Here is a 26,248-nt window from a genome sequence, read left to right as displayed (position 1 = left end):
ACCCCCGGAGAAGGACTGCGGATCGGGGAACTGTGTGGGCTGCATCTGGTCGATCTGCACCTTCGCGAGGATGCGGCCTGTGGCCAGTGCCGTTCCCCGCACCTGCATGTCTGTCATCGTCCCGACAACCCGAACCGGGCGGAGGCCAAGACGAAGCATCCGTGGCGGGTCGAGGACGACGCGGTGACCGGCGGGTTGGTCAAACGGGTCAGCCCGGCCATGATCCACACCTACTTTGACTACATGAGTACCGAATATCGGTGTGGGCGAGCCGATCACGGGATGCTGCTGGTCCAGCTGCACGGTGTCGGGGCGGGGTTGCCGTGGGCGCCGGTGGGCGCCCGCCGAATGTTGGCGCGGGCCGGAGACCGCGCGGGACTGGGGAAGGTGCGGCCGCACCAATTCAGGCACTCCTTCACCAGTGCGGTGCTCGACGCATCGGACGGTAACCTGTTGATCGCCCGCGATGCGGGTGGTTGGGCGTCAGCGGCGATGGTCGACGAGGTCTACGGGCACGTCGATGTTCACGACCGGGCCTTCGACGCGGCGTTGCGGCAGGTGTGGGGGCAGCGGCAATGAGCGCCAAAGGTGCCGGTAATACCCGTGCCGGCTTGACGCACCTGTCTCCGGATCGGCCCGGCCGGGTCGGACGCGACCGGCTCGAGATTCTCACCGCACTGATCGACGGCCCTTCATTCGATCCGACATTTAGGCCGGACCTGATCGAGATCCCGCCACAGCATCCGATCTACCGGTGGGAGTGCGTGGTCGACCGGTGCGAGCGGCCTCGCACCGGCGGCTCGGATCTGTGCTCCGAGCACCTGCGCGGGTGGGCACGTGATCGCGAGCGCGGCGTCGGCAAGGCCGCATTCCTTGTCGCGGCCGAGCCGCTCCAGCGGCACGTGCGGGCCGAGGAGCTGGTTTGCCGGATTTGCCCCCAGCGACCGGCAGCGCACTCCGAGTTACGGCTGTGTCGACGCCACATCTTCCGGTGGGGCCACCACCAGAAGACCACCGGGCCCGGCGCCGATTTCACCGCATGGCTCACCGCACAGCCGCCGTTACCCGGTCACGGCACCTGCCTGGTGGCGGTCTGCGTCGACCTCGCCGACTCGCCGCTGGGGCTGTGCCCGTGGCACGGCAAGAAGTATCAACGTGACGGCCGACCCGGCGGAGCCGTGTTACCGCCGTGGTCGTGGCACCGCTACGAACAGTTCGGTCAGCCGGTCCCGATCGATTTCACCGACGAGGCGACCTTTCGTCGCTGGTGCGCCGCGGCAGCCGCGACACCGTGGCCGGGGAAGGTAAATCTGCATGGGCTGCGGCCCCTGGTGCGCGCGGAGATCAAATGGGGTCTGTTCATCCATACCCAGCGCGCCCGTCCGACCCGTTGGGACCTCCGCTGTCTCCGCTCACTGGCGGTCACCTGCCGCGGCCGGGACGTGGACTCTCTGATCGATCTCGATCTCGAACTCGGCACCGGCAGCGCAGAGGCCTTCACCGGCGCGATCGTCAAGCAGATCCTGCACGAATTGCGGCTGATCTACTTCACCCCCGCCCAGGCCAAGGAGGCCGGGTACCTCGAGACCGACTACTTCGGCGTCCGGTTCGATGGGCGGGCCAGCCATGTCGACCTGACCGGCATCGCGCAGCGCTGGCTGCGGGACCTGGTCTGGGACTACTTCGCGGACCTGCTGCAATCGCCCCGCTGCCCGCGGTCCGGCACTGTTATCGACGGAATGCGACGGGCAGCACTGGAACTGGGCGCCTTCCTCGAACTCGACGCCCCCGAAAGCGGGCACGACCCACGACTACTCGACGGCGAGCACATGCGGCGGTTCGTCGCCGACCAGCGCCGACGAGAACGCGACGGGTTGCCATCGCTGGCGATGAAACGCACCGGCCGGACGGCGAGCACCGTCACCACCACCACCCGGTCGGTGGTGTTCAACTCCCTGCGCAAGCTGCTGCGGACCGTGCTGGACAACGGTGCCGCCGACCGGATCGGTCTTGCGCGGGAGTTCATCGTCGTCGTTCCCACGGCCGGGGCCGCCACCGGCCGCACCGCACGACGACCGTTTCCCGACGAAGTCGCCCGCGCCCTCGCCGACGAGCAGAACCTGCAGCGTCTCGCCGCGGTCCACGATCCGCTGGACAAAGGGTTGCGTGACATCTGGGAAACGACCGTCACCACCGGTCGCCGCATCGGAGAAGTGCTGCAGGTCCGGTGGGATTGCCTGGGCCGCTACGGCGGACTGCCGATGTTCTGGCACGACCAGACCAAGGTCGGCAACTACGATGCCGCGATCCGCATCCCCGAGAGCCTGCACGACATCCTCGCCGAACGACAACGCAAGACCCTCGACCGGTTCACCGCCCATCACGGACGCCGACCCACCGACGCCGAACGCGCCGGGCTGGCGTTGTTCCCGACGGCCACACGCAACCCCGACGGCACCATTTCGTTGACCTACCAATGGTTCCACAGCAACTTCAGCGCCTGGGTCGATTCCCTCGAACTCGGCCGATGGGTGCCTCACCAAGCTCGCCACACCCTGGCCACCAACCTGCTGCGCGCCGGCGCGAGCCTGACCCACATCCGCGCCTACCTCGGCCAGGTCAGCGATCGGATGGCCGAACACTATGTGCACCTGTCACATTCGGATCTCGAGGAGGTGCTGGCGCACGTCTGGGTCGCCGGGCCCGGTGCGGTCAGCCCCGGCGAATTCCTCGCCGGAGACGCCACACCCATGACCCGTCAGCAGGCCCAGGTGTTGGCGATCGACCTGTCGCGGCGCAGCACCCCCGCCGAGGGCGGGTTCTGCACCTTCCAGCCCGTCGTCGACGGCGGCACTTGCCCCTGGAATCTGAACTGCCACAGCTGCGACAAGTTCGTCCTGTCAGGGGCGGACCTGCTGTATTGGCGGCGCAAACGCGAGCAATGGCGGCAACTGGCCGAAAACGCACCCGACGACGCCACCGCCGACTACCTGCACCAGCACTTCGAACCCACCGCCCGCGCCATCGACGGACTCGAGAAAGCACTGGCCGGGCTCGGCCTGCTCGACCAGGCACTCGCCTTGGACCTGCGCAAGCCCCAGGACTACTTCCACCGCGTCTGGTCGGTCGCCTTCCGCGCCGCCGACCTCACCGATGCCGCGCACGCCGAGAACGACCAAAGCGAAGGAGAAATCGGCGCATGAGCACCCGAACCCCGACTCAGCCACGCACCGCCGCGGCGCTGGCCTCCCGCCGCCGCGACACCCAAGCCGCCTTGGACCGAGTCCACGACGCCATCGCCCGGCTCCACCGCGAACGAACCCCCGTCAGCACGGCCGCTGTCGCCCGCCACGCGCGGGTCTCTCGGACGTTCCTCTACACCAACCCCGCAGCCAGATCCGCGATCGATGCAGCGAAAGCCGCAGCAGGCGAACAAGATCACCAACATCGCGCCGACCTCGACACCCGGCAGGAGGCGACCTGGCGCGAGCGAGCCCTCAACGCCGAGCACGGGCTCAAGACCGCCAACGCCGAAATCCTCGCTCAGCGCACCCACATCGGCGAACTCCTCGGCCGCATCCGCGACCTGGAAGCCGAATGGACCGAGGAATCCATCCAGCGCGTCACCACCGAGAACACCACGCTCAAACAACGCGTCCGCCAACTCACCGGCGACAGCCGCGCCCTCGACGAACGATTGACAGCCGCACGTTCCAACCTGCGGTTCCAGGACCAGCGAATCGCCTACCTCGAGGCGCAACTGGCCGACACACGGACCCGCCAATGATCACCACCCCAACACCGTCTGTTCCGCTCACCCGCCCCCCACCACCGAACTCCCCTAACCCAGGTCCATGTTCGCGGGGGCGAAATCGGCATTCGACCAACCCGAGCTCGACTCGGCAAACCTGGTCCGACACGCCGGCGTCGACCAACACCAAGACATCATCGCAAACATGTAAGCTACGCATCAGCACAGGTCAAAGGCATATTCCGGCGTCTGCGGTCGGTAAACTCGGTGACGAGCATCCGCATTCCGCGGTACTCGTGAGTGTCGTAGACGTAGACAGAGGCCGCGTAGGGATTGTTGTTTCGGAGTGCGAGCATCTGCTCTCGATACAGATCTGCGTCGTGTCGGTCGAGTTCGTACAGCGTGGGTGTGCTGACACCTTTTGCGACTAGTCGCTCACGTATGTGCGATGAGAGAGTGTGTTCGGCGATGGGAGTGATCTCGCGACCGGAGATCAGAATCCGAGGGCTTCGGCCTCCACGATCTCCGGGTCGGTCCAGTACTGCTCGATCTCCCGGCGCTTGCTGTCCGGCAGGTTCGGGCGCCACCCGTGTAGACGCCAGAACGCTTCCCGTTGTTCCTGGGTCAGTGTTGGTTCGTTGCTCATGGTGATTGTCCTTTGTGGTTGGGTCCTGCTGACTATTGTGCATCGCGTGTATCTGTTGTGCGCGCAACGCTTCAGCGGCGGCCAGTCGTTGGTTGAGCAGGTTGCGAGAAGTGTCGTTGTTTTCGTGTGCGATTGCTTCGCGAAGTTCGTTCTGACCGGTGGGGGTGGAGTCGTATAGCGCGGTATGTTCTGCGACGGCGGCTTCGGCTCGTCGCACGCGTTGTTTGAGGGTGTTGTTGTCGGGATCTTCAGCTAGTGCGTGGAGTGCATCGTTCAATTTGGTTCGGGCGCGGGTGAGTCGGATGCGCAGGTGTGGGGAGCAGCGTGGTCCGGGTTTTGGCTGGCACATCAGTCGGCGGCCACTTTCGGAGTGCAGTGGGCGACGAGGGTTGCAAGCATGCTGGCGAGTGAGTCCACCTTGGCCGGGTTCGCGACGCTCGGCGTTGTGAGGTACTGGTCGCGGCGGAGTTCGATCATCACGGCGCTCACCCGCGGGTCGTGCTGGTAGCGGTTGAGGGGGACGTAGCAGCCGCCGTAGGGGGTGTTGGTGGCGATGTCGCCGAGCGGGGCGAACGCGTCGAGTGCCTGTTCGCGGAGTTCATTCGAAGTGTGGAAGTCGTCGGTGCCGAGGCAAAGCGCTGGGCGGGACTTGTTGGGGTTCTCGAATCGGGAGGGGTGTTGCGGGTAGGAGTGGACGTCGATGATGACGGCTGCGCCGGTGTTGGCGATCCGGTCGTCGACCAGGTCGGTTAGCGTGGCGGCGTAGGGCCGGTAGTAGGTGTCCATGAGGCGTTGTGCGTCCGTGGCGGGTTCGGGCCGCAGCGGTGCGCGGTTGCAGGTGCGGGTGTATACCGCTCCCCTGCCGACGGCGTTCATGGGCTCGTCGTCACCGGGAAATCTTTCGGGGTCGATGACGAGGCGGGAGAATTCGTTGGTGGCCAGCCAGGGTCGCGGGCGCCCGGATGCGAGAAGTTCCGCAGCACGGATGGCGATGTGATCTGTTGCGGTGTCAGTCGATTCGTCCAGCTCTAGCTGCAACTCGTCGTCGGTCAGGAGCATTCCGGCACGGAGCGTCTCGGGGATGGAGCGGGAGGCATGCGGGACGTGCAAGATGACCGGCGAATCCGCATGGCCGGCATGAATGTGGCAGGAGGTCATTTTTTTGTTCCTTGTTGGGTTTAGTATCGCCAAACGTTGCGTAGGATCGACCGCGTCGTTCGGAGCACGGCAGGGTCGACTGATCGGTGAGTCTTCCTCCTCGGTGCCCGCATAGGATCTCCTTCTTCGATGCGCATGTGTCGAAGTCTTCGGTGGGTGGATGCCGTCGCTGCGCTAACGCGTTGGAGGTGGGTCCCGGTCGGTGACTGGCCCGGGGTCTTTGAGTGCTTGATTACGTAGTCTGCGGCGGTCGATGGCTCCGTGGGTGAGGGCGGTGGGGCGGTGTCCGACGTGGTACTGGCCGGGATTGTGGGGGCAGGGGAACACCGAGAGACCTTTCGATCCGTGGTGGCGTCTGCGGACGCTCTTGGCGTCGGATCGGGCAAGGTAGCTTCGGAGTTTGCAGCGCCTGCACCAGATCCACCGGGCAGCGGGATTGTGTGATCGAGTTAGGGCCATGGTGTTTCGCCTCTTTTCACGTGCAGGACCATTCGTAGAAGGCGGCTACGCGCCCCGGTCGATCTGGAGGTTGAGCCAGTCGGTGAGCCATTGGATGGCGGTGCGGCCGGCGTTGTCGACGACGAGGTGGTTGTAGTCGGTGTGGGCGCTGGAGGTGAAGAATGATGCGGCGTTCAACCCTTCGGAGACCAGGGTGGCGAGGTCGCCGGCACCTTGGGAGTGGGCGATGGTGGTCAGCGATCCGGTCAGTCCATTCAGGTCGAGATTCTGCGCTTGGGCGTTGATCGGGGTCGGAGCAGTGTGGGCTTGTTTGCCGAGGAGGGCCGGGTTTGTTTTGGTGGCCTTGCCGGTGAGCATATTCACCGCGACCGAGGTGATGTCGAGGCCGACGGGCAGCAGTCCGGTCATGGCGGCTCCGGCGCCGAGCGGGTCGGGCGCCTGCCCTGGTGGTGGGAGGAGTTTCTCCACGGCGGCCCAGGCGATTTCCTGGATCTGGCCGATCAGGTTGGCGAGCCGGATGACATCGACATTGGCCAGGATCGAGGTCACCAGGGCTGCGATCTGGTTGAACCCGGAGGGGTCCGGGATGACCGAGAGGATTTGTGAGACCCACCGAAGGTCGACGCCCGCGGCGAGTGTGACCAACGGCGCGAACTGGTTGTTCAACTCCCCCGCGATCTGGTGCGCCCCGTGTGCGTCGAGCGCGGCAACCGTCTGCGGGAGGACCGTCAGGTTGTGCAGGATTCCGGGGAAGTCGAGTGCGGTTACGCCGGTCACCACGTTGAGTACTTGGCCGACGACGACGCTCGGCTTGAGGACCGCCAGCACGCTCGATGCGGTCGTGAGAGCGTCGGCGGGTGTGGCGGTCAGCGGCGCGACCTGTGCGCTCAGTGTTCCTGCTGCGTTGGTCAGTGCGGTCGCCTCCGGCGAGGTGGCTGGCACGGTGGCTGCGCCGGACTGGACCAACGCCGAAGCGGTGTCGGCGAGTTTGCTCGCGGTGGTCACCGCATTCGACAGGTCGGCCTGGGACGCGGCGGTTAGGAGCTGTCCGGCGGCGTGTTCAGCGGTTCCCGGTGCTGCGGTGGTCAGGTGGGCGGTGGCAGCGGAATTCGCTGCGCCGGTCGCGATCAGATCCGCGATCGGGCTGAGGGTATGCATCAGGGACGTCGCGGAGTTCGCCAGCTGTCCGACGTCGATCGTGTCTGCGTTGCTTTGTTGCGCCAATGTGGTGGCGTTGCGGCCGAGTGCTGGCAGATCGGCTTGGGAGAAGTCCGCGGTCAATGCCTGAGCGATGCCAGTGCTTCCGTCGGGGGCGGGCGCCCCGAGGTCGGTGCTGGGCGTCTTGCTGAGGATGGAGCCGAGCGACCCGAGGAGCGGGCTTGTCCCTTTCTGGATGGAGCAGTACAGGTCCTTGCCGGTGTAGCAGATGGAGGCGACCCGGCCGGAGAGCTGGCCCATTCCCTGCGGGCGGGGGTCGGCGATGCCGGTGCCTGCGGCGCGGGGGCCGACGACGGCTTCACCCTGGGTGCCCGAGCCGGGGTCCGCCAGCAGGCCGACCGCGAGTACTCGATCGGGTTGGATGGGGCCCTTGCCGTTACCGATGTCGGAGGCGAGATCGCCGGCCGCGTCAGCGCCCTGAGAGTATCCGGTGATCGTGAACTTCGTTCGCGTGCACTTGCTTGCCATGTCGGTCAGCACATTGGTTGCGTTGGTGCGTGCGTCGGACTTGCTGTCGGCGTAGGTCTTTCCGTTGTCGAACGCGCGGGCCATATACGGCAGGGTGTAGACCTCCGCGCGGTCACCGTGGGTAGCTGTGATGGTGTCGGCGATCGGTTTGAGGATGCCGACCGCAACGGAGGGGTCGGCATGCTCGTTGGTTTCCCAGGTTCCGGGGATGAAGAGGTTGAATGTCGATGCGCATCTGGCCGGGTCCGCGTGCGCCACCGCCGGGACGGTCACCGCTGCGGCTCCGGTGGCGACCGTCGCGGTGACCAGTGCTGCGAATGTGCGTTGGGCGGTCGGACGTGTGGCGGGCATTGGCACCTCATCTACCGGGCGGACTGGGGTGGATCACCGTTCGGTGAGCACAACAGTGGCCCCAGCCGGTTGCGCTCGCGTCGAGGTGAGTGCCCACAGTGGTCGGTTAGTACGGTGAGATCAACGTGACCTGTGGATAACTCCACGGTCTATGGGCCTCCGTCGAGATGGTCACCGCTGTGCCGGGTTCGCACCCCGGTCAATGTGGCGTCCGGTTCATGCAAGTCCATGAGTGCGGGCCTCGATCCCTGCGAAAAACGATGTTGCGCCGGTATCGAGTTATCCGGCTTCGTCGCGGCCGCTGCAAATGCCTCGATTGCGTCGGGCGCTAATGTCCACATCATTCTCGGTGGACGTTGCGCAACGGCTTTCGGAGGCACCGGTGGCGTTGCGGCAGCCGCATGCAAATCGGTGGGCTGCGGCCGACCTCGTCCTGTGCGGGCGTGCCCGTGGAGCGCCGCATCTCACGCCGTGGGGGGATTAGCAGTGCGCACTGACCATCCGGTTGCGCAAGCTGATCAGGGACCCGTTGCGTTCCCGGGACACCGGGGTGTTAGTGAGGTCGTCATGCCGGTCGAAGGCAGGGAGCGGTGGGATCGCGAATCCTGCATTGACCGCGGCTGCGACGGCCTTGTTGTACCGGCGAAGCGCGGTGCTCGGGGCTTTTGCCTCGGTGGCATCGGCGAGCTGACCCCAGGTCGTGGCCGGTTCGGTGATCTTGATTCGAGCCGTCTTCTTCACCAGCGGATCGAGACTGCTCTCCTCGATGAACGCCAACAGTTGCGCGGTAGTCGGCTCTGCCGCCCGCATCCCGGGTTCACCGTGTGCCTCGGTCATTGCGGTGGCAGCAGCATGTTTCGCAACCTCGCAGTCCGCGGCAACCGCGCTTGCGTCAACGTCGCCGACGTTGCCAACTGCTGCAACGCTCGCCTCCACGCGATCATCCCCGGCAACGACCCAGTCGGAGTTGTTGACCAGCATTGCATCGCCGCCGCCGAAGGCAAGCGACTGTGCGAGCACATTGAACTCGGCGTACGCGGACCCGATTGCCTTGATGAGGACGCCGACGCCATGTGTGAAGGCGAGGACGAGCAAGGGCGGGATGATCGCAATGAGTGAGGCACCGGTCGGCGACAGTGGTGTGTAGCCGAGGTCGATACCGGCTGTGACAGCGCGGGCAGCTCGGAGACCAGCCTGATGTGCGTGATAGGCGTTGCCGAACACGCTGATGAGCACGACGACGACGGCGAGGGACAGGAAGAATTTCTTCCCGGCCGCACCGCCGCTGATCTTGCTCAGCGCAACGACCGCAATCGTGGCACCGAGAATTGCACCATCCACGATGGCCGGGAAAATCCAAGCGAGCCAGTGCGGAATGCCCGCCTGTTGCGCAAGGTCTCGTTGCACCGCGAAGGATAGAACGAACGCACCGATGGTGATGCCCACCGCAATGATGATCGCAATGAGCAATGCGGCGATCAGGGCGTGGAGCTGAATTCGTGCGGCGCGGAGGTTGAGGTCTGTCATGTTCGGATGGTCCTTTCCGGTTCCGGGTTGGTCGTGGCGCGCGGCAGTGCCGCGCCGGTCGCTGTCAGATTGCGGATTTCGCGAGCGGGCACGGACACCGTGGCGCATGCCGTTGCGTTGCCGTGGCGTTGCGGACGAAACGCGAAAGCTTGCGCTCGCGCTCACTGGCCGAGGGTTCATTGCGCGTATGTGGGTTGAGGATGTTGCAGGTTGCGGCGAGGTGGCGTTCGCGGGTTGCGGAAACGAAGCGTTGGTAGTCGCGGCGTTGCGCCTGGTGTGCGGGCGCGGTCGGGTCGAACGCCGTTGCGTACCTGTTGCGGCCGGCGGTGAGTGCGCAATGTGTGTCTTGGGGCGTGCGCAATCCGGTTGCGGGCACATCCTGCTTTCTTGCCCGGCCGAACCGAAGCGTGCAATTGATCGGGGGTAGGCCTTTCGTGGGGTTCGGGTCGTGCTGTGGTGGTTGCGCAACGCGTTCTCCCGTTTGCTCGGGACGAGTGCACGTCGGCGGGCTCGAGCGCGGCGTGCGCAAACGGATAAGCGTTGCTGCTTGCGTGGTGTGCCGTCGGGCGCAATTCTGTGCAGAGGACACGGTGGCGGTTGCCCGCGTTGCGTCGTATTGCGCCTCGAGCTGCACGTCGGCGCAACTCGAGGCGCACGGGGATGGACTCGTTGCAACGACGGTCGGCGAAGTGCGCAGTGGGCCGGGGCGGCTGCGGTTGTGGCTGCAGTTGCGGCTGCGGCGAGGTGGCGCCTCCGGTGGGTATGCAATGCCGGGTGTCCGTGTTCACGCGATCACGTCGATCAACCAGCGCCCGGCGACGTGGGTGGTGGTGATCGTCTGGGTGAATTGCGTGGCGGGTTCGCCGGGTCGCATCTCGGTGAGGACGAGCGTGTAGTGGTTGTCGTTGGTTTCGATGGTGCGGAGGCAGTAGTTGGTGCCGAGTGGGACGGTGTCGATGCCTGCTTGGATCGTGTCGGCCGTCGGGAGCGGTGAGCTTGGTGCGGCGAGGGCGCGTACGGCTTGGCCGGATCGGAGCACGTAGTAGGCGTGTTCGAATGCGGCGATCACCCCAGTTCCGGTCTTCTGGTCGCCGCGGTCGCTCTGGCACTGGTTCTCGTCACCGCGGGGTGCGGCTGAGAGGCTTTCTGCGGGATCGGAGTTCGCCGCGGGGGTAGTTGTGACCGTTTCGGGTTGTTGGGGTGTCTCTGGGGCGCCTGGAGTGGTGTTTTCGGGCTCGCCGACCCGCAGTGCGGTCCAGCCGACGGTGCCTGCCGCAGCGAGAACCATCACGGCGCCGATGGCGGTCTTGGTGCCGACTCGCCGCTGCCCAGGCTTCTCTGATTTCGGCGGTGGGAGTGGTCGGGCCGGTGTGCTCGTGGCGGCGGGCCCGCCGGACGACGAGGTGGTGTCGCGTCGGCCCGACGGGGTGGTGGCAGTGGGTGCTGGTCCGAGGGTGTCGATCACTGCCGGATGCCGGGTCGGTTTCCGCGCTCCGCTGTTCGGCCTGTATTTCCTCACCTGCAACCCCTTTCCGTGGTCAGTGCGCCGCGGTTTCGACGGTCGACAGGAGCGCGCCGACCTCTGCGGGCATCGCGGTGCGTAGGTCTGCGCCGGCCTGGAGCAGTTGGTTTCCGCCAGGCTGTTCGGCCACCCATGCTGCTGTCTGTGTTCCGGCGTCGACGGCCTGATCGATCACCGGTTGGCCGATGGCCTCGGTGACGGCGGGTGCGGTGTTGTCGGCCCACTCGATCGCAGCGGAACCGGTGGTTGTCGTGGCGGCGGTGTCGACGGCCTGTGCTGCCGCGGGGGTGACGTGTTCGACGAACTGGGCGGCGGGCTGCAGATCGACAGCCGGGTCGGGTTCGGGAGCCGGTACCGGTGCGGGTTCGGGTGCCTCGCCGAGGTTCTCGCCCGCCCCGTAGGCGGCGCCCGCGAGTGCACCTCCAGCCGCGGACAGCGCCCCGACGGTGACGGCCGCGGGCGCGCCGAGTGCGAGGCCGCCGATGATCGCGCCGGTACCGGCGCCCGGACCGGCGAGGACGGGCCCGCCGATGGCGGTCCCGGCGGCGAGGCCGATCAGTGCGCCGCCGGCGGCTCCCACGGCACCGGCGGTGACCCCAGCTGCGGTCGCACCGGCCACACCGGCGGTGACGGCACCTGCTGTGGCGGCGGCGGCCATGCGGTCCGAGCGGGTGGTGGGGACGCCGAGGGAGTTGAAGAATGTCGCGCCCTGAGCTTCGAGGATGGCGCTGGTGTTGTTGAGTTTGTCGGCCTCGGTCTTGGGCAGCCAGTCTGGGCGGGGTCCGGTGAGATAGCCGAAGCGGTAGGTGTCTTCTGGGGCTTGGATCGGTGCGACCGGACCGCCGTGTCCCGGGACAATCTCGGGTTCCTGATCGGCCTCGGGTACGTGCTGCTCCCCTACTGGTAACGGGGTGTCGTTGTAGTAGGTGGGCTCGGTGTATGTGGGTGCTTGGCGGGTGGGCACGTTCTGGTACTCGGTGGGGATCGGGATGTAGGTGTCCCAGTCCGCGGTTGTGCCAGCGTCTTCGGAGCTCTGCTGTGGGGTCTGGGACGGCGCCGGGGTGGGTGTGGTGACGCCGGCCTGTCCGCCGTCGCCGGTGATGCCGGCTTGCCCGGTGTTGTCGTTGATGCCGGCCTGTCCCGGTGCCGCTGCCGCGTTGGGGGCGAGGGAGATCCCTGCCGCGATGCACGCGGCCACGAGGGCGGCGGTGGTGCTCTGGCGCACGGCCTGGCGGTGGCGCCCGGTGTGGTGTGCTCGGTTCCTGGTGTGGGGGTTCGGGGCGGTCATGGTGCTTCCCTTTCGTCGGTGGGTGTGTGCAAGCTCGGTGGGCGAACGGTTGTGGCTGTCGGAGGAGGATCGGCTCAGGTCAGCCGGTTTTGGTGATCAGGTCGACGACGGTCGCGGTGATCACGGTCAGGGAGCCGGCGGTGGTGCGGCGCAGGTGGTGGGGGACGATGCGTTCCCCTCCGGCGAACAGCGGCTCGTAGGGCATGCGGAGTACCTGCACTCCCAGTGCAATGAATGCATCAACGGTGTCGGATTCGACCATCGGGGTGTCCCCGGGGCCATCGGTGATGATGACCACGGTCCGGTCCAGTCGGCCGGGATGTGTGGTGGCGAGGTCGAGGAGCATGCGGTGCGCTGTGGTGGCGGCATCGCGGCGCAGAGGCACGGGCACGACGAGGGCGTCGGCCTCCGAGACGGCCCACTGCCAGCTGCCAGCGAGGGGGTTGTTCCCGGTGTCGGCGACCAGGATCTCGCGGTGGTGGGCGAGGATCGAGGCCAGTGCCGCAGCGTCGTCCCCACTTAGACCCACGTGTTGTGTTGCAGTGAGGTCGTGGTGGCCGGCGACGATGTCCTCACCGGAGGGTTGCCGGGTCAGATGCCGGCCGAGGGCCGAGGGCCGCAGGTGCCCGGTGGCGGCCTGGTCGGCCGCGAGGAGCCCGAAGATGTTCTGCTCGTCGGGGGGTGGGACGCTGACCCGGTCGGCGAGACTGCCGCCGCTCTCGGCCAGGTCGGCGCAGACCACGGTGGCGCCGCCGCGGTGCGTGGCCAGTGTCTGCGCAAGACCGACTGCGATCGGGGTTTTGCCGACCCCGCCTTTGGTGTTGGCCACCGTGATAGTGGAGAAGTCGGGGATTGGGCCGGCAATCGTCGCGGCCGCGACGCGCAGTCGCATCTCGGTCGAGGAGGGTTTCGGGGACAGGCTCAGGCCCAGGACGGCGTTGAGTCGCCCCGGTATCCCGGTGCGTGCCGGTTCCGTTGCTCCCGGGATGATTCCGGGTGCCGCCAGGACAGATACCGGTTGGCGGCGAGCATCGTGTGCGGGGTGGGGAGCACTCCCCTGCCCGGCGTCATCGGGTGCCGGGTGAGCGGTGTCGCCGAGTGCGTCCGACGTGAGGCTGACCGGTTCCTCCGCGATCATGTCGGCGTTTGCTGGTTCCTCACCCCGGTCGGCGCTCGTCGGGATGGGGCCGGTTGGGGCTGACCGGGACGCGGTTCCGTCGGGTGCCACGGTGACCTGGGTGCAGCGTCCGGACCGGTGGACGGCGACCTCGACGGGCGCCCCGGCGTCGACGGCAACCTTCTGGCTGTATTCGTAAATGCTGTCCTGGATCGACTTCCCAACCGGGGCGACCAGCTCGTCGCCGGTGCCGGCGACACGCGCAACTCTGTCGGAGACGATCTCGACGGTGAACTCGTGCATGCGGTTCACCCGCCGAAGGCGCCGACAGACGCGAGTTCCGTGTCCATGTCGGCCACGGTCTTCTCGGCCTTGGTGAGGGCGTCGAGGGCGTCGGAGCGCGCCTTGCCGTCGGGGAGGGCCTCGATGATCTGGCGTCGCATCGCCACGGCGGCCTTGATTTCCTCGAGGCGTCCCGACGTGAGTTCCTGCTCCTCGGTCAGCTTCGCCAGCCATGTCGGGACGGCCGCCTTGAGGACCCGGCGCAGTTCCGCGATGACGGGGTCGTTGGCGCCCTTGGCCGCGAACGGTTCACGCAGCACGGTGACGTCGTCGGTGGTGGGGGTGATCGACTGGGAGATACGGCGGCTCATGGGTCGGGGTCCTCTCGATGGGTTGGTGCGGCGGTGGGATCAGGGGCGGTGAGGGTGGTGTGCGTGCGCTCCGTCCCTGTGTTGTCGGGGCGTCCGTCTCATGCGGTGAGGACGGTGTCGGGTTCGGGGAGCATCACGACCTCGGTGGCGTCGAAGTGGACGGTGGTTTTCACCCGCTCGCCGGCGTTGATCGACATAACGGTTTCGAGGACGTCGCCGGTGTCCTTGTCCCGCACGACCGCGACCGTGTCGACGGTGACGGGCACCGGGTGGCCGTTGTCGTCATCGAGCAAGATGACCATTCCCTCGGTGACCGCCGAGGCCGGGATAGCGTCGGCGACCTCGTCGTCGACCGTGTCGTGGTCGGTGGAGAAGTCGGTGAGGACGGACGGTTCCGGTGCGTCGCCGAACTCCCGCGCGCGCTTGGCCAGTGCCCGCTCGGCTTCGACGAATTTCCGCAGCTCCGTGGAGAAGAATTCGAACGTGGGCGACTCGATCGGAGCCAGGCCGTGCACGATCGCCTTCTCCTCGTCGGAGAGTTGGTTCCATTTGTTGGGGTGCGGATCAACATTCGGGGTCCACCACATCTGCGCATCCACCGGGGAACCGTCGAGGGCGGTGACCACCCCGCGGCCGGGAATGGAGGTGTCCACTTCGCGGCCGACGTGGGCGTCGCCCCACATCATCAGCGCGCCGTCCTGCGACAGGTTGCCGAGTGAGATCCGGGTGCCGAAGTTGTCGCGGGCATTGCCCGAGCTCGACCCGAACAAGGAGGCGTCCGGGCGTTGCACCCCGAGCAGCAGGCGGATGCCGGCCGAGCGGGCCAGGACCGCGAGGTCGGCCCACGCCCCCAGCGGGTCGAGCTGTTTGACCTGCGCGCGGATCTCCTCGTCCTCGTCCTTGGCCAGGCGCATCTCCGCCGGTGTTGTGACACGGCGCGCGCGCTGCCATTTGCCGGAGAGGATGAAGAATTCGTCGAGGACGGCGATCAGCAGCGGCAGTTGCGAGGGTTCGATCTTCTTCACGTGCACGTAGTGGTTGCGGGCCATCATTTCCGCGTGCAGGGCGCGTACGAGCATCGCGGAGCGGACGGCGTCGTAGACGATGGCCGCGCATCCGGGGTAGCCCTCGAGGCCGTCGAGTTCGATCATCTTCGGATCGACGCCGAGGAAGGGGATTCCGCGGCGGGAGGCCTCAGTGAGCAGGGTGCGGATCACGGAGGTTTTACCGCCGCCGGTGGGGCCGACGATCAGGCAGTGTGGTTTGTTCGATTTGGTCGAGACATCCCAGTACAGGCTCAGGTTCGCGGCGCCGGTGGCGTAGGGCAGGTGGCGGAGGTTCTCGTCGACCAGGGCGAGGGGGTGGTCGACGCGGGTGGGTAGCGGTGCGCGCAGGTACATCATCAGGTAGCCCTCGGCGGGGGTCCATGCGGTGGCCCAGGTGCGGCCGGATTCGTGGTCGCCGGCGAGCGCGGCGAGTGCTTCGTCGACCTTGGCCTGGAAGCCGCGGGCGCCGCTGTTCAGCGAGGGGGTGAAGGTGATCTTGTAGCCGGTCTCGATTCCGTCCTCGTCGCAGGAGTGGACCGTGACGTTGGGCTCTTTGAAGATGGTGCCGGCGGACAACGCGGTTTGTAGGGCCTTGTGGCGCGGTGAGCGGGTGTCGGGTTCGATCGGTGTGCGGGTGATCAGGATCAGGTCGCGGTGCGCGTGATGGCGGACGGTGTAGGTGTGTGTGCCGGTGCGGGCAGCTGCTCCGCGGACCGCGGTGGTGAATTCGTCCATCTCCTTGGGGCGGATGATCGCCCCCCTAGGAAGTCGGATCTTGGCGCTGCGCAGTGCACCGATTCCGGGTGGGAACGCGACGGTCACCTTGACCGGTAGGTGCCGGGTCGTCTGCCCTAGCTGTGCTTCGAGCGCGAGGCGTTGTCGGTGGCCGCGCCACCGGACGATGTCGAGCACACTCCACCCGGCGGCGAGGGCGCCGAGCGGCCAGCGGTACCCGTGGACCGTCGTGATGAACTGACCGGCTTGGTCGACCGAGTCCGTGATCGCGGTGTCGGCGAGTTGGGGTGCGTAGAACGCGAGGGCCGCGGCGGCGACGGCGACCGGGGCGAAGGTTCGGTACGTGCCGACGGCGGGTTCGGGTGTCGGCTGACCGGTGCGACCGTTGCGGGTGCCGGGTGCGGGCCCGAACAGTTCGACGAGGAAGTCTTTCAGCGGATCTCGCTGCGCCATCGCTCCTCCCCTTTCCGGTTGATTTGTGCCGCCTCCGACAACGGTCGGATGTGATGGATGCGCACACTGGCAGATGCGGGTGATCTCTCTCAACGTGATCTGTGGATAACTTCGCCCAAGTGCAGTTCACGCCTGGTGTGGGACACTGCGCCGCTGCGCACACGCTCGTGTCGGTCGGATGATGCAAGCACGCTTGCCCATATCTTCCGGATCGCTTGTGGCTGCGCGGCATCTCCGCGTTCGGGCGACTTCCCACCACGCATTTGCGAGCGCATGCACGGGGGGCTCGTGGTGCCTCCGCCGCCCGCGGAGGCACCAGCCTATTGCGACTACAAGAGTGACGGTCAGTCGGCTGCGTGAATCGGTGCGTCACCGCCCCTCACAGCAGCCTGGCGGTCGCAGAGGGAAGCGCGGCGAATCGACCGGGCGAGCCCACGACCGAGCGGTCCCGGCACGGGATGACTCGGCGTCCTTCACTCGCCGTTTCACCCGCCCCTCGAGTGCGGTCGCGCACCGCAGCCGAGCGGGTCACTGACCCGCTGCGTGGAGCGTTTCGCAAAGCGGTCTCTATAGCGCGTGAACAGCCGTATCTGAAATCGGTTGGCGCGAAACCTTTTTCCCAGGTACACTCCCCTAGGCCCGAAGGGCCGGGGAGTGACCCCCGAAGGGGGACGGTGTTTCACCCGCCCCTCGAACGCTCCCACCGCACCGCGGAAATCCGCCCTCCTCGACATCGCGTCAATCCCCCGCGGGCGGCGAGACGAATGCGAGCGCTCTCGGCTCGGGTGAATCCGCGACCGTCTGTCGCGGCCTGCTCACGCAGTACCGCTGCGCCTCTCTGGCGGCGTCACGACCACCTCCCAATCGACCGGCAGTAACGATGCGCGCGGGCGTGGAGCGGTTCGGGCTCGCCGGGCCCAGTCGATTCACAGCTGCATGACAGTGCGATCCGAGGCGTTCGTGTCGCTTTCAGATCGCACGATGGGCCTGCGCCACGAGCACTCGCCCGAGCGGCACGCAAGGTTGGACGGCACACGCCCAGCAGCCCAGACGGTTTCCGGCATTCGGGCTCGTCCTCGCGTTGTCCTCTGCAACCGTCATGCACGACACCGCAACAAAGTCACCTCGGATCGAAAAGTTATCCACAGGTCACGTTGATTCTGGCGGTGTATCTCTTCTACGTTCCCGCGCAACCACGTTCGCTTATTTCGGTTACGCACCCTTTTGGAGAGGCAGCATGTCCGTTATCGCTTCCACCGTCGTCGCCCTCGCGAACGCGGCTCACCCCGTCCCAGACATTTCGATCGTCGCCCAAGTAACGCAAGTCAGTACCGGCGGGCTCAGGAAGTGGATCGAGGACAACATCGTCTTCACCATCCTGGTCGTCATCGCCTGCGTCGTCCTGACCGGTGGCCTGCGCGGAAATCTGTCGAAGGTGTTCACCGTCGGCGGGTTGACGTTGGTGGGTCTCGCGTTCGTCGGCATCGCCACCTCGGAAACCGCCGCCAAGGGACTCGGGAACTGGGTTCTCGGCCTCTTCGGCATCAACGCCTGACCGAGTGATGGTTCCTGCACCGAGAAGGGAGCGTTAGGTGATCAACAACGATGACCTGCTGTATCGAGTGGACCGCCACTATCTCGGCCCGACTGGCTACGCCCTTCCGGTCCGGATTCGGTATACCGCCGGCTTGGTGGGCGCCGCGGTTTTCGCGGCGGTGTTTCTGATCTCCCGCGCCATCCTGCACGTGCCGCTCGGGTTCAAACCGCTGCTGGTGATGGTCCTGGTGACGGTGTGGGCCACGACGCGGATCTCGAAATACGTGACGCCGGATCGGCCGCTCCGGTCAGTGCTGAAGGCCGCCGCCAACGACCTGAGTGCCCCGCGCCCACCGAAGCCCGGGGCGACGGTGTCCGTCACCCTCCCCGACCGGCTGACCACCGGTTCACAACCTGACGACGTCACTGCCCGTACCGACGGTGAGGACTCACACCGATGACCACCTACGACGACAACGACATCGCATCGCTGTTCGACCCTCAGCTCGATGACCCGGTGCCAGTCATCCCTCCCGGGGCGCTGCCGGCGGCCGGCCGGCAGGCATTCCCACCACAGCCACCGCAGGGGGCGCGGGCGTGGTCGGAAGTGGAGTTGCCCCCGCACCCGGTCACCGAGGTGTCCGAGGAGATCAACGCTCGGGCGTGCGACCCGACCCTCCTGGCGGAGGACCCCCGCACCGGGGAGCGGCGACGCAAGCGCTCCAAGCGGCGCCGGCAGACGCCCGCCGATCGCGGGCAGGCCGCGGCGAAGAAGCGGACCGACCGTGCCCGGAAGTCGGTGCGGCTGCGGCTAACCGGGACCTCCGGTCACATCACCCGCACCTCACGCACGTCGACTGCATGGTTCGTGCAGAAGCAGGGTCCGTGGAACTTCCGCGCCACGGGCAAGCAGCGGCGCTTCATCCAGGACGAGGCGATGGTGCTGACCAACCTGCAGAAGGCTGGCGTCGAGCGGCTGCACCGGCGCTTGGTGCGCACGCCGTTTCCGGTCGAGCAGTGGGCCAAGGACCACGACCGGTGGGCTGCGCCGATCGACGACGTCCCGGGTGCGCTGTCGTGGGCCGAGTTTCTACGCGGTCAGCAGCACGCGATGCTGTGGTCGAACGCCACGATCAAGGGCCGCTACTGGGGCATCGAACTGCCCCACCGCTCTGCGCTCGGTGCCGGGCTCGACTACCTCGCCCACACGCTCGGCTACGTCGCGACCTGGCCGCTCCTGGGCGCACTCTCGTCCCTGATCACCGGCTGGGCCGACGACGCGTTCGCCCGCGAGGAGGACGCGCTCGCCGGCCATCTCGCCGCACTCGAGCGGATCATGGCCGGCCGCGGAGTCAATGCAGCACCCGCGTCCCCTGCCGCGATCGACTACCTGCTGCGCCGGTCGGCGACGATCGGCCTGCCCCTGGCTGCGGGTGGCGCGACCGCGGGAGCCGGAGACTGGGAGGAAACCGACGTCGCCGCTCTCGAAGACCTCACCGACCTGACCCTGACACCCGGTGACGGCTACACCACCGTCTCCGGCGTCGTCGAGGGCCGCCGCTATACCGGTGCGGTCATCGTGCTCACCGTCGGACGCATGGCACCGCTCCCGATCCCGGAGCGGATGCTGCCCTGGCAGGTCATCGGCGACCCCTCCGGCGAACCGCTCGAATGGTCGGATCGGATCGAGCTGCACGACAAGGCAAGAACCGTCCGCACCATGCGCTCGCTGACGGGCAAGATCGAGTCTCAGTTCGACCACTACACCGTCGAACACGACCAGGTCCCACCGAAGGAGCTGGCCGAGCAGCACGCTCGGGTCCAGGATGTCATCTCCGACGTCGAGGAAGACCACTCCGGGCTCTCCACCCGCACCTCGGGTTGGTACCGGGTCGCCATCGTCGGAGCTACCCCCGACGAAGCGCGCAAGAAGGTCGCCGGCCTGCGGGAGATGTACTACCCGCACATCGCACTCGAGCAGGAGCACGGACAGTTCCAACTACTGCGCGAATTCATCCCCGGCGAGCCGCTCGCGAACATCGCCAACAAGCGCCACATGGACGTCGAGGCCGTCGCCGCGGGCATGGCCACCGTCGGTGACCGGATCGGTGACCGCCGCGGAGTCGTGCTCGGTGAGACCTCGTCGATCGCACCGCGCCCGGTGATCTGGGACCTATTCGCCGCACACGAGATCAAACACAAATCGGGTCTGACCCCGATCGTCGCGGTCCCCGGTTCCGGCAAAACCTTCATGGCCGGGATGATCGTCTACCAGGCCGTGCGCGCGGGCGCCTACGGAGTAATCCACGACCCCTCGGGGCCACTCAAGGAACTGGCGAACCTACCTGAATTCCGGGACATCGCCCGGGTCTACGCGCTCACCGGCCGTGACTCCCGCCCCGGGGCGCTCAACCCCTACCGGGTCATCATCGACCCCCGACGCGAGGACCCCGAGTACGACACCCTCCACCCGGACTTGATGAGGGCCGCCGACCCGTATGCCGCGGCGCAGGCGAAGTACGACGCGGACATGCGCGCGGCGGCGGCGGAGCGCGTCGAGGTCGCCGTCTCGGTGCTGAAGATGATGCTCACCGAACGGCATCTGCATCTCGAACACACCGAGTCGGTGCTGCACCTGGCCGCCAACCGCGTGGGCGGGGACCGCGACCACAACCTGGGCGAAGTCCTCGACGCCATCAAGACGATCGGCCAGGACGATCCCGATCAGGCCGTGCGCACCTGCGCCGCCGGGATATATCAGCAGCTGGAGTTGATGTCCAGGCTCGCCGAAGCCCGGGTACTCTTCCCCGAGGCCGGCACGGTCGGCAGCGGCGTCGACGACTTCGACGCCGATATCCGGCTGACCATCCTGACCATGCCCGGTCTGCAGCTGCCACCGGAAGGTGTTCCCTCCTCGCAGTGGACCCCACAGCAGCGGATGACCGCCCCACTAATGCACATGGCCGCGTGGCTGGCGAACCGCCTCGTCTACGAAAAGCCGAGACACGTCCGTAAAGTGTTGTTCCTCGACGAGAACAAGTACCTCGAATCCACTGGCGCCGGCAGAACCCTGAACCTGCGGATCGCCCGCGACTCACGCAAGTTCAAGGTCCGCGCCCTGGTGTGCTCGCAACTGCCCGACGACTTCCTCGGCCTCGACGGCACCGACGACAAAACAGCCCTGACCTACGAAGTGTTCGTAGGCGACGTCGGCGGCGACCCACACGCCATCGACGGGGCGCTCAAGCTCCTCAAACTCCCCACCGGGCAGGGTTTCGAGCAATTCCTCGCCGAACTCGGCAGCGGCGGCGAGGACACGCTCGACGAGGACACCGACACCTCCTACCAAGATCAGGCGCGGCGGTGGATGGTCCGGATGGCCGACGACGTCGAACTGGTCCGGTCAAGCTGGGTTCATTACGTGCACCTATCCCACGTCTTCGCCGCTTTGAACTCGAGTACCGCGAAGAACGCCCTCGGCGGTGCCACATGACCACCACCCTGCGGCGGCTCAACCTGCATTTTCGACCCGCAGGCACTCATCGGACCCACAACCCCGAGGCGAGCCCGAATAGACGCCTGACCGGTCGGCTGGGGCGTCTCCTGGCCGTCCTCGCCCTGGCGCTGGCCCCGTTGCTCGTCGACCCGCTCTCCCCCGTCGCGGCGGCCAGCGGGTTCGCGTGCGACGAAGTCCCCGCCCCGGAATACCCCAAGGGAGCGTTCCCCGGGGTCTTCGACGCCACCAGCCAGAACCGCCCCGACAACGGGGTCACCGGATACACCACCTACGGGTGGGCCGGCCTGCAGTGGTACACCTACGACCTCGGTTGCGGCATGGACCTGGTGCGCGCGCCCGGCGCCGTCACCGACACCGACTGGGGCAATAGATTCCTGACGATCGGGAAGTCCCTGGCCGCCGCCGCATTCTGGCTCGACGACCAGACCAAGACCGGTCAGGCCGCCGAAGACGCCGGCGTCGCACCCGCAATGGAACAGTTCGACCAGGTCGTCTCCTCGATCTCGAACGGCATGATCGGCATTTACGGTCTCTGGCTCGGTATCGGGCTGACCGCGGCTGCCTCGATCATGCTCTGGCACGCACTCAAATCGAACGCTGCCGGCGTCACGAAATCCATGGCCGTCGGTGGAGCCGCTCTCGCCCTCGGTGCTCTCCTGATCGGCGCACCCCAGCAAGCAATCCGGCTCGCCGACGACACATTCGGGGCAGTGATCACCGATACCCAGAACGAGATGCTCTCGATCACCGGCAGCGGCAAAGGACCCCGGGACGTACTGCTCGACGACATCTTCCTCGACGACTGGCGTAAAGGCTGGTTCGGCCCGAACTACCGCGACAACGAGAACCAACTCGGCCCCAAACTGCGCGATGCGCTCGCATTCTCCTACGAGGAACAGCAGCAGATCGAGAACGCACCAGATTCCGGTGTCGAGAACGACCTGAAGGCGAAGAAGGAGCACATCTTTCGCGACGACATCGTCAAGCCACTCAACGATGACTACGGACTGTCCTACTACACGTTCCAAGGCAAGGACTCCGGCCGCACCGGAATCGGATTCATGGCAATGGTCAAGGTCGGCATGCCGTCGATCCTGTGGATCGGCGCATCGGTGCTGAAGCTCATCGCGCTGCTCGCCATCCGCCTGGCCATCCTGTTCGCCCCGATCTGGATACCGCTCGCAGTCGCACACGCGGGAACGCTAATGCGAGTGTGCCGGATGATCGCCAGCGCCTACATGTGGGGCGTGGCCGGTTCCGTCATCGTCGCCCTCTACCTGCTGGCCCTGGTGAAGTTGTACGTCACCGACAACGGGCAAATCGACGGGTCATGGCGGTTGTGGTTCATGGTCATCTTGACCCTGGTGTGCTGGTTCATCATGCGACCGTTCAAACGGGTCTCGCAAACCTTCACCCAGAACCGCGCCGGCGCCCTCAACCGAAAGGCCCGTCACGCGCAGACCTCGATGAAGCAGAAAATCTTCAAGGGCGCCAGCGCGGTCATCGGTGGCCCGACCGGTGCGATGGTCGAGGAAGGAGTCGGGGCGCTACGCAAAAAAACCAAGGACGGCGGCACCGCCGAAGACTCCGACAGCAACTCCGCAGGCCCAGCCCGCCCGGAGGGGCGCGAACTTAACCAGCGTCGCCGGCACGAGGTCGACCAAACTCGGATCGCCGCCCACAAAAAGATGGACCTCCTGCAACGGCTCGCTGACTCACGTAAGGAATCCCAAGACGTACGCCACATGCACCTCACCAAGGGCGGCAAGCATCGTGAACAGGACACCGCGAACACCCGCGTCGGCCGCGACCGTAGCGCGGCGCTGCAAGCGCTCGAAGCCAGCCGCTCGGGTGGCGGAGCGCGCCACGGTGACACCCCGAGGGTCAGTGAGACATGGGACGGCGGAGCAGGTTCTGCCATCGCCCCGACCAAGGTCTTCACTCCGACCCGCAAGGACACCTCATCAGGGAACGTCCCCGCCGCGTCCGCGCCCGCCAGCATTTCCGCTCCGCCGCGGTCGAATACCCGCTTGTACGAGCCGTCGCTGACTCCCGAAGTGCGCACGCACCCGAGCGAGAGTTTCACCTGATGGCCCGCCCCGCAGGCAACCCGGTCCTCGCCCCGATCCGAAGGTGGGTGCTGTACTCGCGCACCAACCTAATGATCAGCATGGCCGCCGTTCTCGCCGTTCTATTCGTTGCCGGCACCGCATCCGGGGAATCCCCTCCTACAAGCCATGCGCCGAATACCGCGGCGGTGACCGGTGCACCGACGACGACTCCTGCACAAGGAAACGAGGTCACCTACGACCTCATCGAGGTGACCGAGTCGGCCATCGCAGGCACAACGACGGCCTCGGCCGGGAAGAGCGCGCCAGCCACAGCGATGGCTTATGCGCACAACTACGTGGACATCACACAGTCGAATACCGAGTGGAGAACCAAACTCGGCCGATACACCACCGACACCCCCAGTGACACGATCGTCGCCGCACGTCCACAGGTGCCCGTCGCGATCACCGGGCCCACGACCAGTGAGATCGTCACCGGCGCCGGTGGCGAGCGGCGGGCAGAGGTCACCATCCCCACTCAGGCCGGCGACCTGCGCGTGTCCGTGCAGGTGGCCGAGTCCCCGAGCGGGCCGAAATGGCAGGTCCAGAACCCGTTTCCCACTCTCGACCGCGACGAGGTCAGCAAACTCGGCGCAGCGCCGACCCTAGTGAGTGTCCCCTCAACCTGCACGCACTCGACCACGCCCCAGACTGCAACGCAGCCGACCACGAGCCAGCCGAAACCGTCGACGACGACCTCGGCGCCCGAATCTGTCACCGCACCGCCAGCAATGGCCGAGCCCGAACCGACACCCGTGCCGGTGCCCGTTCCAGTGCCCGGGCCTATCCCGATCCCAGAACTCGACACCCCGATCCCGGGAGCCCTGTGACACTGCGCCAGCGCGGCACCGCGCTGCTACTCGCGGCCGTAGCCAGCACAGTCGTCAGCACGACGGCCTGCGCACCTCAACCAGTCATCCCCCACGATCGATGCAAGACAACCTCCACCGCTAGCGACCCGGGCGCGCCCGCCGGTGGCCAGTTGCGCGCCTCCGGACCGATCACTGCACCGACGAGGGCCGGGACCACCGCATTCACCTCCGGCTTCGGGCCTCGGTGGGGTACCGAACACCAGGGCGTCGACTTCGCCGGCCCCATCGGCACCCCGATCTACGCAGCCCTCGACGGCCTCGTCGTCCGTTCCGGCACCGCCACCGGATTCGGACACTGGATCGTCATCGACTCCCTCGTCGGCGACACACCGGTCTCCACCGTGTACGGACACATGTTCACCGACGGGCTAATCGCCCGCGAAGGCCAACAGGTCAGGGCCGGTGACCACATCGCCAATGTCGGCGACGACGGCCAAAGCACCGGCGCCCACCTGCATTTCGAGTACTGGGAAGGCGGCCGTTTCCAAGGCGGCACCGCCGTGGACCCGATGATCAAACTGGGCAGTGCGGCCTCACCTCCTGGCGCGCCGGACGGCGCGGACGTGCGGCTGGCCTCCTTGTCGTCGCCGATCAACTGCGCGGGCTTCGGGACCGTCGGCGGCGGTGAGCTGGCCGCCGGCTCGGTGCCGGCCGAATTCGATCCGTGGATCCGCAAGGCCGGCAGCATCTGCCCCGGCATTCGGCCCCCGGTCCTGTCCTCGCAGCTCCACGCCGAGAATCAGTTCAGGCACGGCGCCAACGCCCCCAGCTCCCCCTCTGGTGCTCTCGGACCTGCACAGTTCATGCCCGGAACCTGGGCGACCTGGGGCAAGGACTACGACGGCGACGGCAAGGTCGACCCCAATTCGATCGGCGACGCCGTCATGGCTCAGGGGCATTTCATGTGCGCGCTCAACGACCAGGTCAACGCCGCGCTCGCGGTCGGCACCGTCATGGGAGACCCGGCCGAGCTGTCACTGGCCGCGTACAATGCAGGCTTCGGTGCGGTGCAGGCTCACCGCGGCATCCCCCCATACGCCGAGACCCAGAACTACGTCGCAAAGATCATCCTCGGCCAGGCCAAGTACACCTCCCTGAGTTCCACCGGCCGCCTGGTCCCGAACGGATCGAAAGACGGCGGCCAGGTCGTCGCGGCCGCCCGGCAGTACCTCGGCACCCCGTATGTCTGGGGTGGAGGTAGCACCGGCGGACCGTCCGGCGGGGGCTTCGATTGTTCCGGCCTGACCAGCTACGCCACCTTCACCGGCAGCGGCGGCAAGGTCACACTGCCACGCACTTCGGAGCAGCAGTGGACCGTTGGCACGGAGATTCCCATCGATCAGGCCCAACCGGGTGATCTCGTGTTCGGATCCTGGGCCGGGTCTGGGCCGGGTCACGTCGGCATCGCCCTTGGTGGCGGACGCATGATCCACGCCCCGACCACCGGCGACGTCGTGAAGGAAGCGCCGCTGATGGGCGGGATGAAAGCACGGAGGGTGATGTGATGAGTGGACTGCCCGCTACTGCAGGAGGACCGAGATGAGCGTGCGCCGATTCCTGGCCGTGGTCGTGATCCTGGGTGCCCTGGTCGCCATCCTCGTCTATGCGTGCCGGCCGACCCAACAGGACCCGCAGACGTCGCCTCTAGAAACGTCGTTACCGGCGGCCGCGGCACCACCGGCAGCCACAGCACCAATTACGACCATTGCGCCCGTACCTCCACCAACCACGGCGGCGCCGGCTCCGGACGCCGACGTGGCGGAAGACGTCGCCCGCCAGGCCCTATCGGTCGCGTTCACTTGGTACCCGGCCACCGACCA

17 protein-coding genes and 2 pseudogenes are annotated in these 26,248 nt (G+C 66.8%); 10 read left to right on the top strand and 9 right to left on the bottom strand.

The annotated features are described in order from the left end of the window. From AZG88_RS12630 to AZG88_RS12620, 3 genes and pseudogenes are all read left to right on the top strand, one after another. Positions 1-579, top strand: a pseudogene (locus AZG88_RS12630) (tyrosine-type recombinase/integrase); the annotation flags it as partial. Continuing rightward, the gene (locus tag AZG88_RS12625) at positions 576-3,203 is read left to right on the top strand and encodes a tyrosine-type recombinase/integrase (protein ID WP_061697883.1); all 2,628 of its coding nucleotides are present in this window, start codon (positions 576-578) and stop codon (positions 3,201-3,203) included. The pseudogene AZG88_RS12630 and the gene AZG88_RS12625, both read left to right, overlap by 4 nt. Further along, positions 3,200-3,787: a DUF6262 family protein gene (locus tag AZG88_RS12620; protein ID WP_061697882.1), complete on the top strand. Its 588-nt coding sequence runs from the start codon at positions 3,200-3,202 to the stop codon at positions 3,785-3,787. The genes AZG88_RS12625 and AZG88_RS12620 overlap by 4 nt, the downstream gene beginning before the upstream one ends. 457 nt (positions 3,788-4,244) lie before the next feature. On the opposite strand, the gene AZG88_RS52540 is transcribed toward AZG88_RS12620, so the two are convergent. The 9 genes from AZG88_RS52540 to AZG88_RS12575 form a co-directional block, all read right to left on the bottom strand. Next, the gene (locus tag AZG88_RS52540; RefSeq protein WP_167114954.1) at positions 4,245-4,397 is read right to left on the bottom strand and encodes a hypothetical protein; all 153 of its coding nucleotides are present in this window, start codon (positions 4,395-4,397) and stop codon (positions 4,245-4,247) included. 348 nt (positions 4,398-4,745) lie between these two features. Then, positions 4,746-5,555 carry an N-formylglutamate amidohydrolase gene (locus tag AZG88_RS12610; RefSeq protein ID WP_061697880.1) on the bottom strand — a complete coding sequence of 270 codons (810 nt, stop codon included), beginning with the start codon at positions 5,553-5,555 and terminating at the stop codon, positions 4,746-4,748. 504 nt (positions 5,556-6,059) lie between these two features. Continuing rightward, a complete protein-coding gene (locus AZG88_RS12605) occupies positions 6,060-8,051 on the bottom strand; it encodes a cutinase family protein (RefSeq protein ID WP_197487813.1) in 1,992 nt (663 codons plus the stop codon). Positions 8,052-8,531: 480 nt separating this feature from the next. Further along, the gene (locus AZG88_RS12600; RefSeq protein ID WP_061697878.1) at positions 8,532-9,578 is read right to left on the bottom strand and encodes a DUF2637 domain-containing protein; all 1,047 of its coding nucleotides are present in this window, start codon (positions 9,576-9,578) and stop codon (positions 8,532-8,534) included. 784 nt (positions 9,579-10,362) lie between these two features. Beyond that, positions 10,363-11,043, bottom strand: a complete 681-nt coding sequence (locus AZG88_RS12595; protein WP_061697877.1) for a hypothetical protein — start codon at positions 11,041-11,043, stop codon at positions 10,363-10,365. Between the two features lie 73 nt (positions 11,044-11,116). Continuing rightward, positions 11,117-12,388, bottom strand: a complete 1,272-nt coding sequence (locus tag AZG88_RS12590) for a hypothetical protein (protein ID WP_061697876.1) — start codon at positions 12,386-12,388, stop codon at positions 11,117-11,119. A 79-nt stretch (positions 12,389-12,467) separates the two neighbouring features. After that, a complete protein-coding gene (locus AZG88_RS12585) occupies positions 12,468-13,808 on the bottom strand; it encodes a nucleotide-binding protein (protein WP_061697884.1) in 1,341 nt (446 codons plus the stop codon). Between the two features lie 5 nt (positions 13,809-13,813). After that, a complete protein-coding gene (locus AZG88_RS12580; RefSeq protein WP_061697875.1) occupies positions 13,814-14,158 on the bottom strand; it encodes a hypothetical protein in 345 nt (114 codons plus the stop codon). Positions 14,159-14,256: 98 nt separating this feature from the next. After that, positions 14,257-16,392, bottom strand: a complete 2,136-nt coding sequence (locus AZG88_RS12575) for an FtsK/SpoIIIE domain-containing protein (RefSeq protein ID WP_061697874.1) — start codon at positions 16,390-16,392, stop codon at positions 14,257-14,259. Positions 16,393-17,629: 1,237 nt separating this feature from the next. On the opposite strand from AZG88_RS12575, the gene AZG88_RS12570 reads away from it, so the two are divergent. The 7 genes and pseudogenes from AZG88_RS12570 to AZG88_RS12540 form a co-directional block, all read left to right on the top strand. Continuing rightward, on the top strand, positions 17,630-17,947 hold the full coding sequence (locus AZG88_RS12570) for a hypothetical protein (RefSeq protein WP_061697873.1): 318 nt from the start codon (positions 17,630-17,632) through the stop codon (positions 17,945-17,947). Between the two features lie 37 nt (positions 17,948-17,984). After that, positions 17,985-18,389: a hypothetical protein gene (locus tag AZG88_RS12565; RefSeq protein ID WP_061697872.1), complete on the top strand. Its 405-nt coding sequence runs from the start codon at positions 17,985-17,987 to the stop codon at positions 18,387-18,389. After that, on the top strand, positions 18,386-21,421 hold the full coding sequence (locus AZG88_RS12560) for an ATP-binding protein (protein ID WP_061697871.1): 3,036 nt from the start codon (positions 18,386-18,388) through the stop codon (positions 21,419-21,421). The genes AZG88_RS12565 and AZG88_RS12560 overlap by 4 nt, the downstream gene beginning before the upstream one ends. Continuing rightward, positions 21,418-23,535, top strand: coding sequence for a hypothetical protein (locus tag AZG88_RS12555; protein ID WP_061697870.1), 2,118 nt, complete (start codon positions 21,418-21,420; stop codon positions 23,533-23,535). The genes AZG88_RS12560 and AZG88_RS12555 overlap by 4 nt, the downstream gene beginning before the upstream one ends. After that, the gene (locus AZG88_RS12550; RefSeq protein ID WP_231913957.1) at positions 23,535-24,386 is read left to right on the top strand and encodes a hypothetical protein; all 852 of its coding nucleotides are present in this window, start codon (positions 23,535-23,537) and stop codon (positions 24,384-24,386) included. Before AZG88_RS12555 ends, AZG88_RS12550 begins: the two co-directional genes overlap by 1 nt. Then, positions 24,383-25,933 (top strand): peptidoglycan DD-metalloendopeptidase family protein, encoded by a 1,551-nt coding sequence (locus tag AZG88_RS12545; RefSeq protein WP_061697868.1) that lies wholly within the window; start codon positions 24,383-24,385, stop codon positions 25,931-25,933. The genes AZG88_RS12550 and AZG88_RS12545 overlap by 4 nt, the downstream gene beginning before the upstream one ends. 34 nt (positions 25,934-25,967) lie before the next feature. Then, a pseudogene (locus AZG88_RS12540) lies at positions 25,968-26,248 on the top strand (hypothetical protein); the annotation flags it as partial.

The organism is Rhodococcus sp. LB1, assembly GCF_001583455.1.
Taxonomy (GTDB): Bacteria; Actinomycetota; Actinomycetes; order Mycobacteriales; family Mycobacteriaceae; genus Rhodococcus_F; species Rhodococcus_F opacus.
The sequence above is the reverse complement of the archived record's forward strand: the minus strand, read 5'-3'. Positions and strand labels throughout refer to the sequence as shown.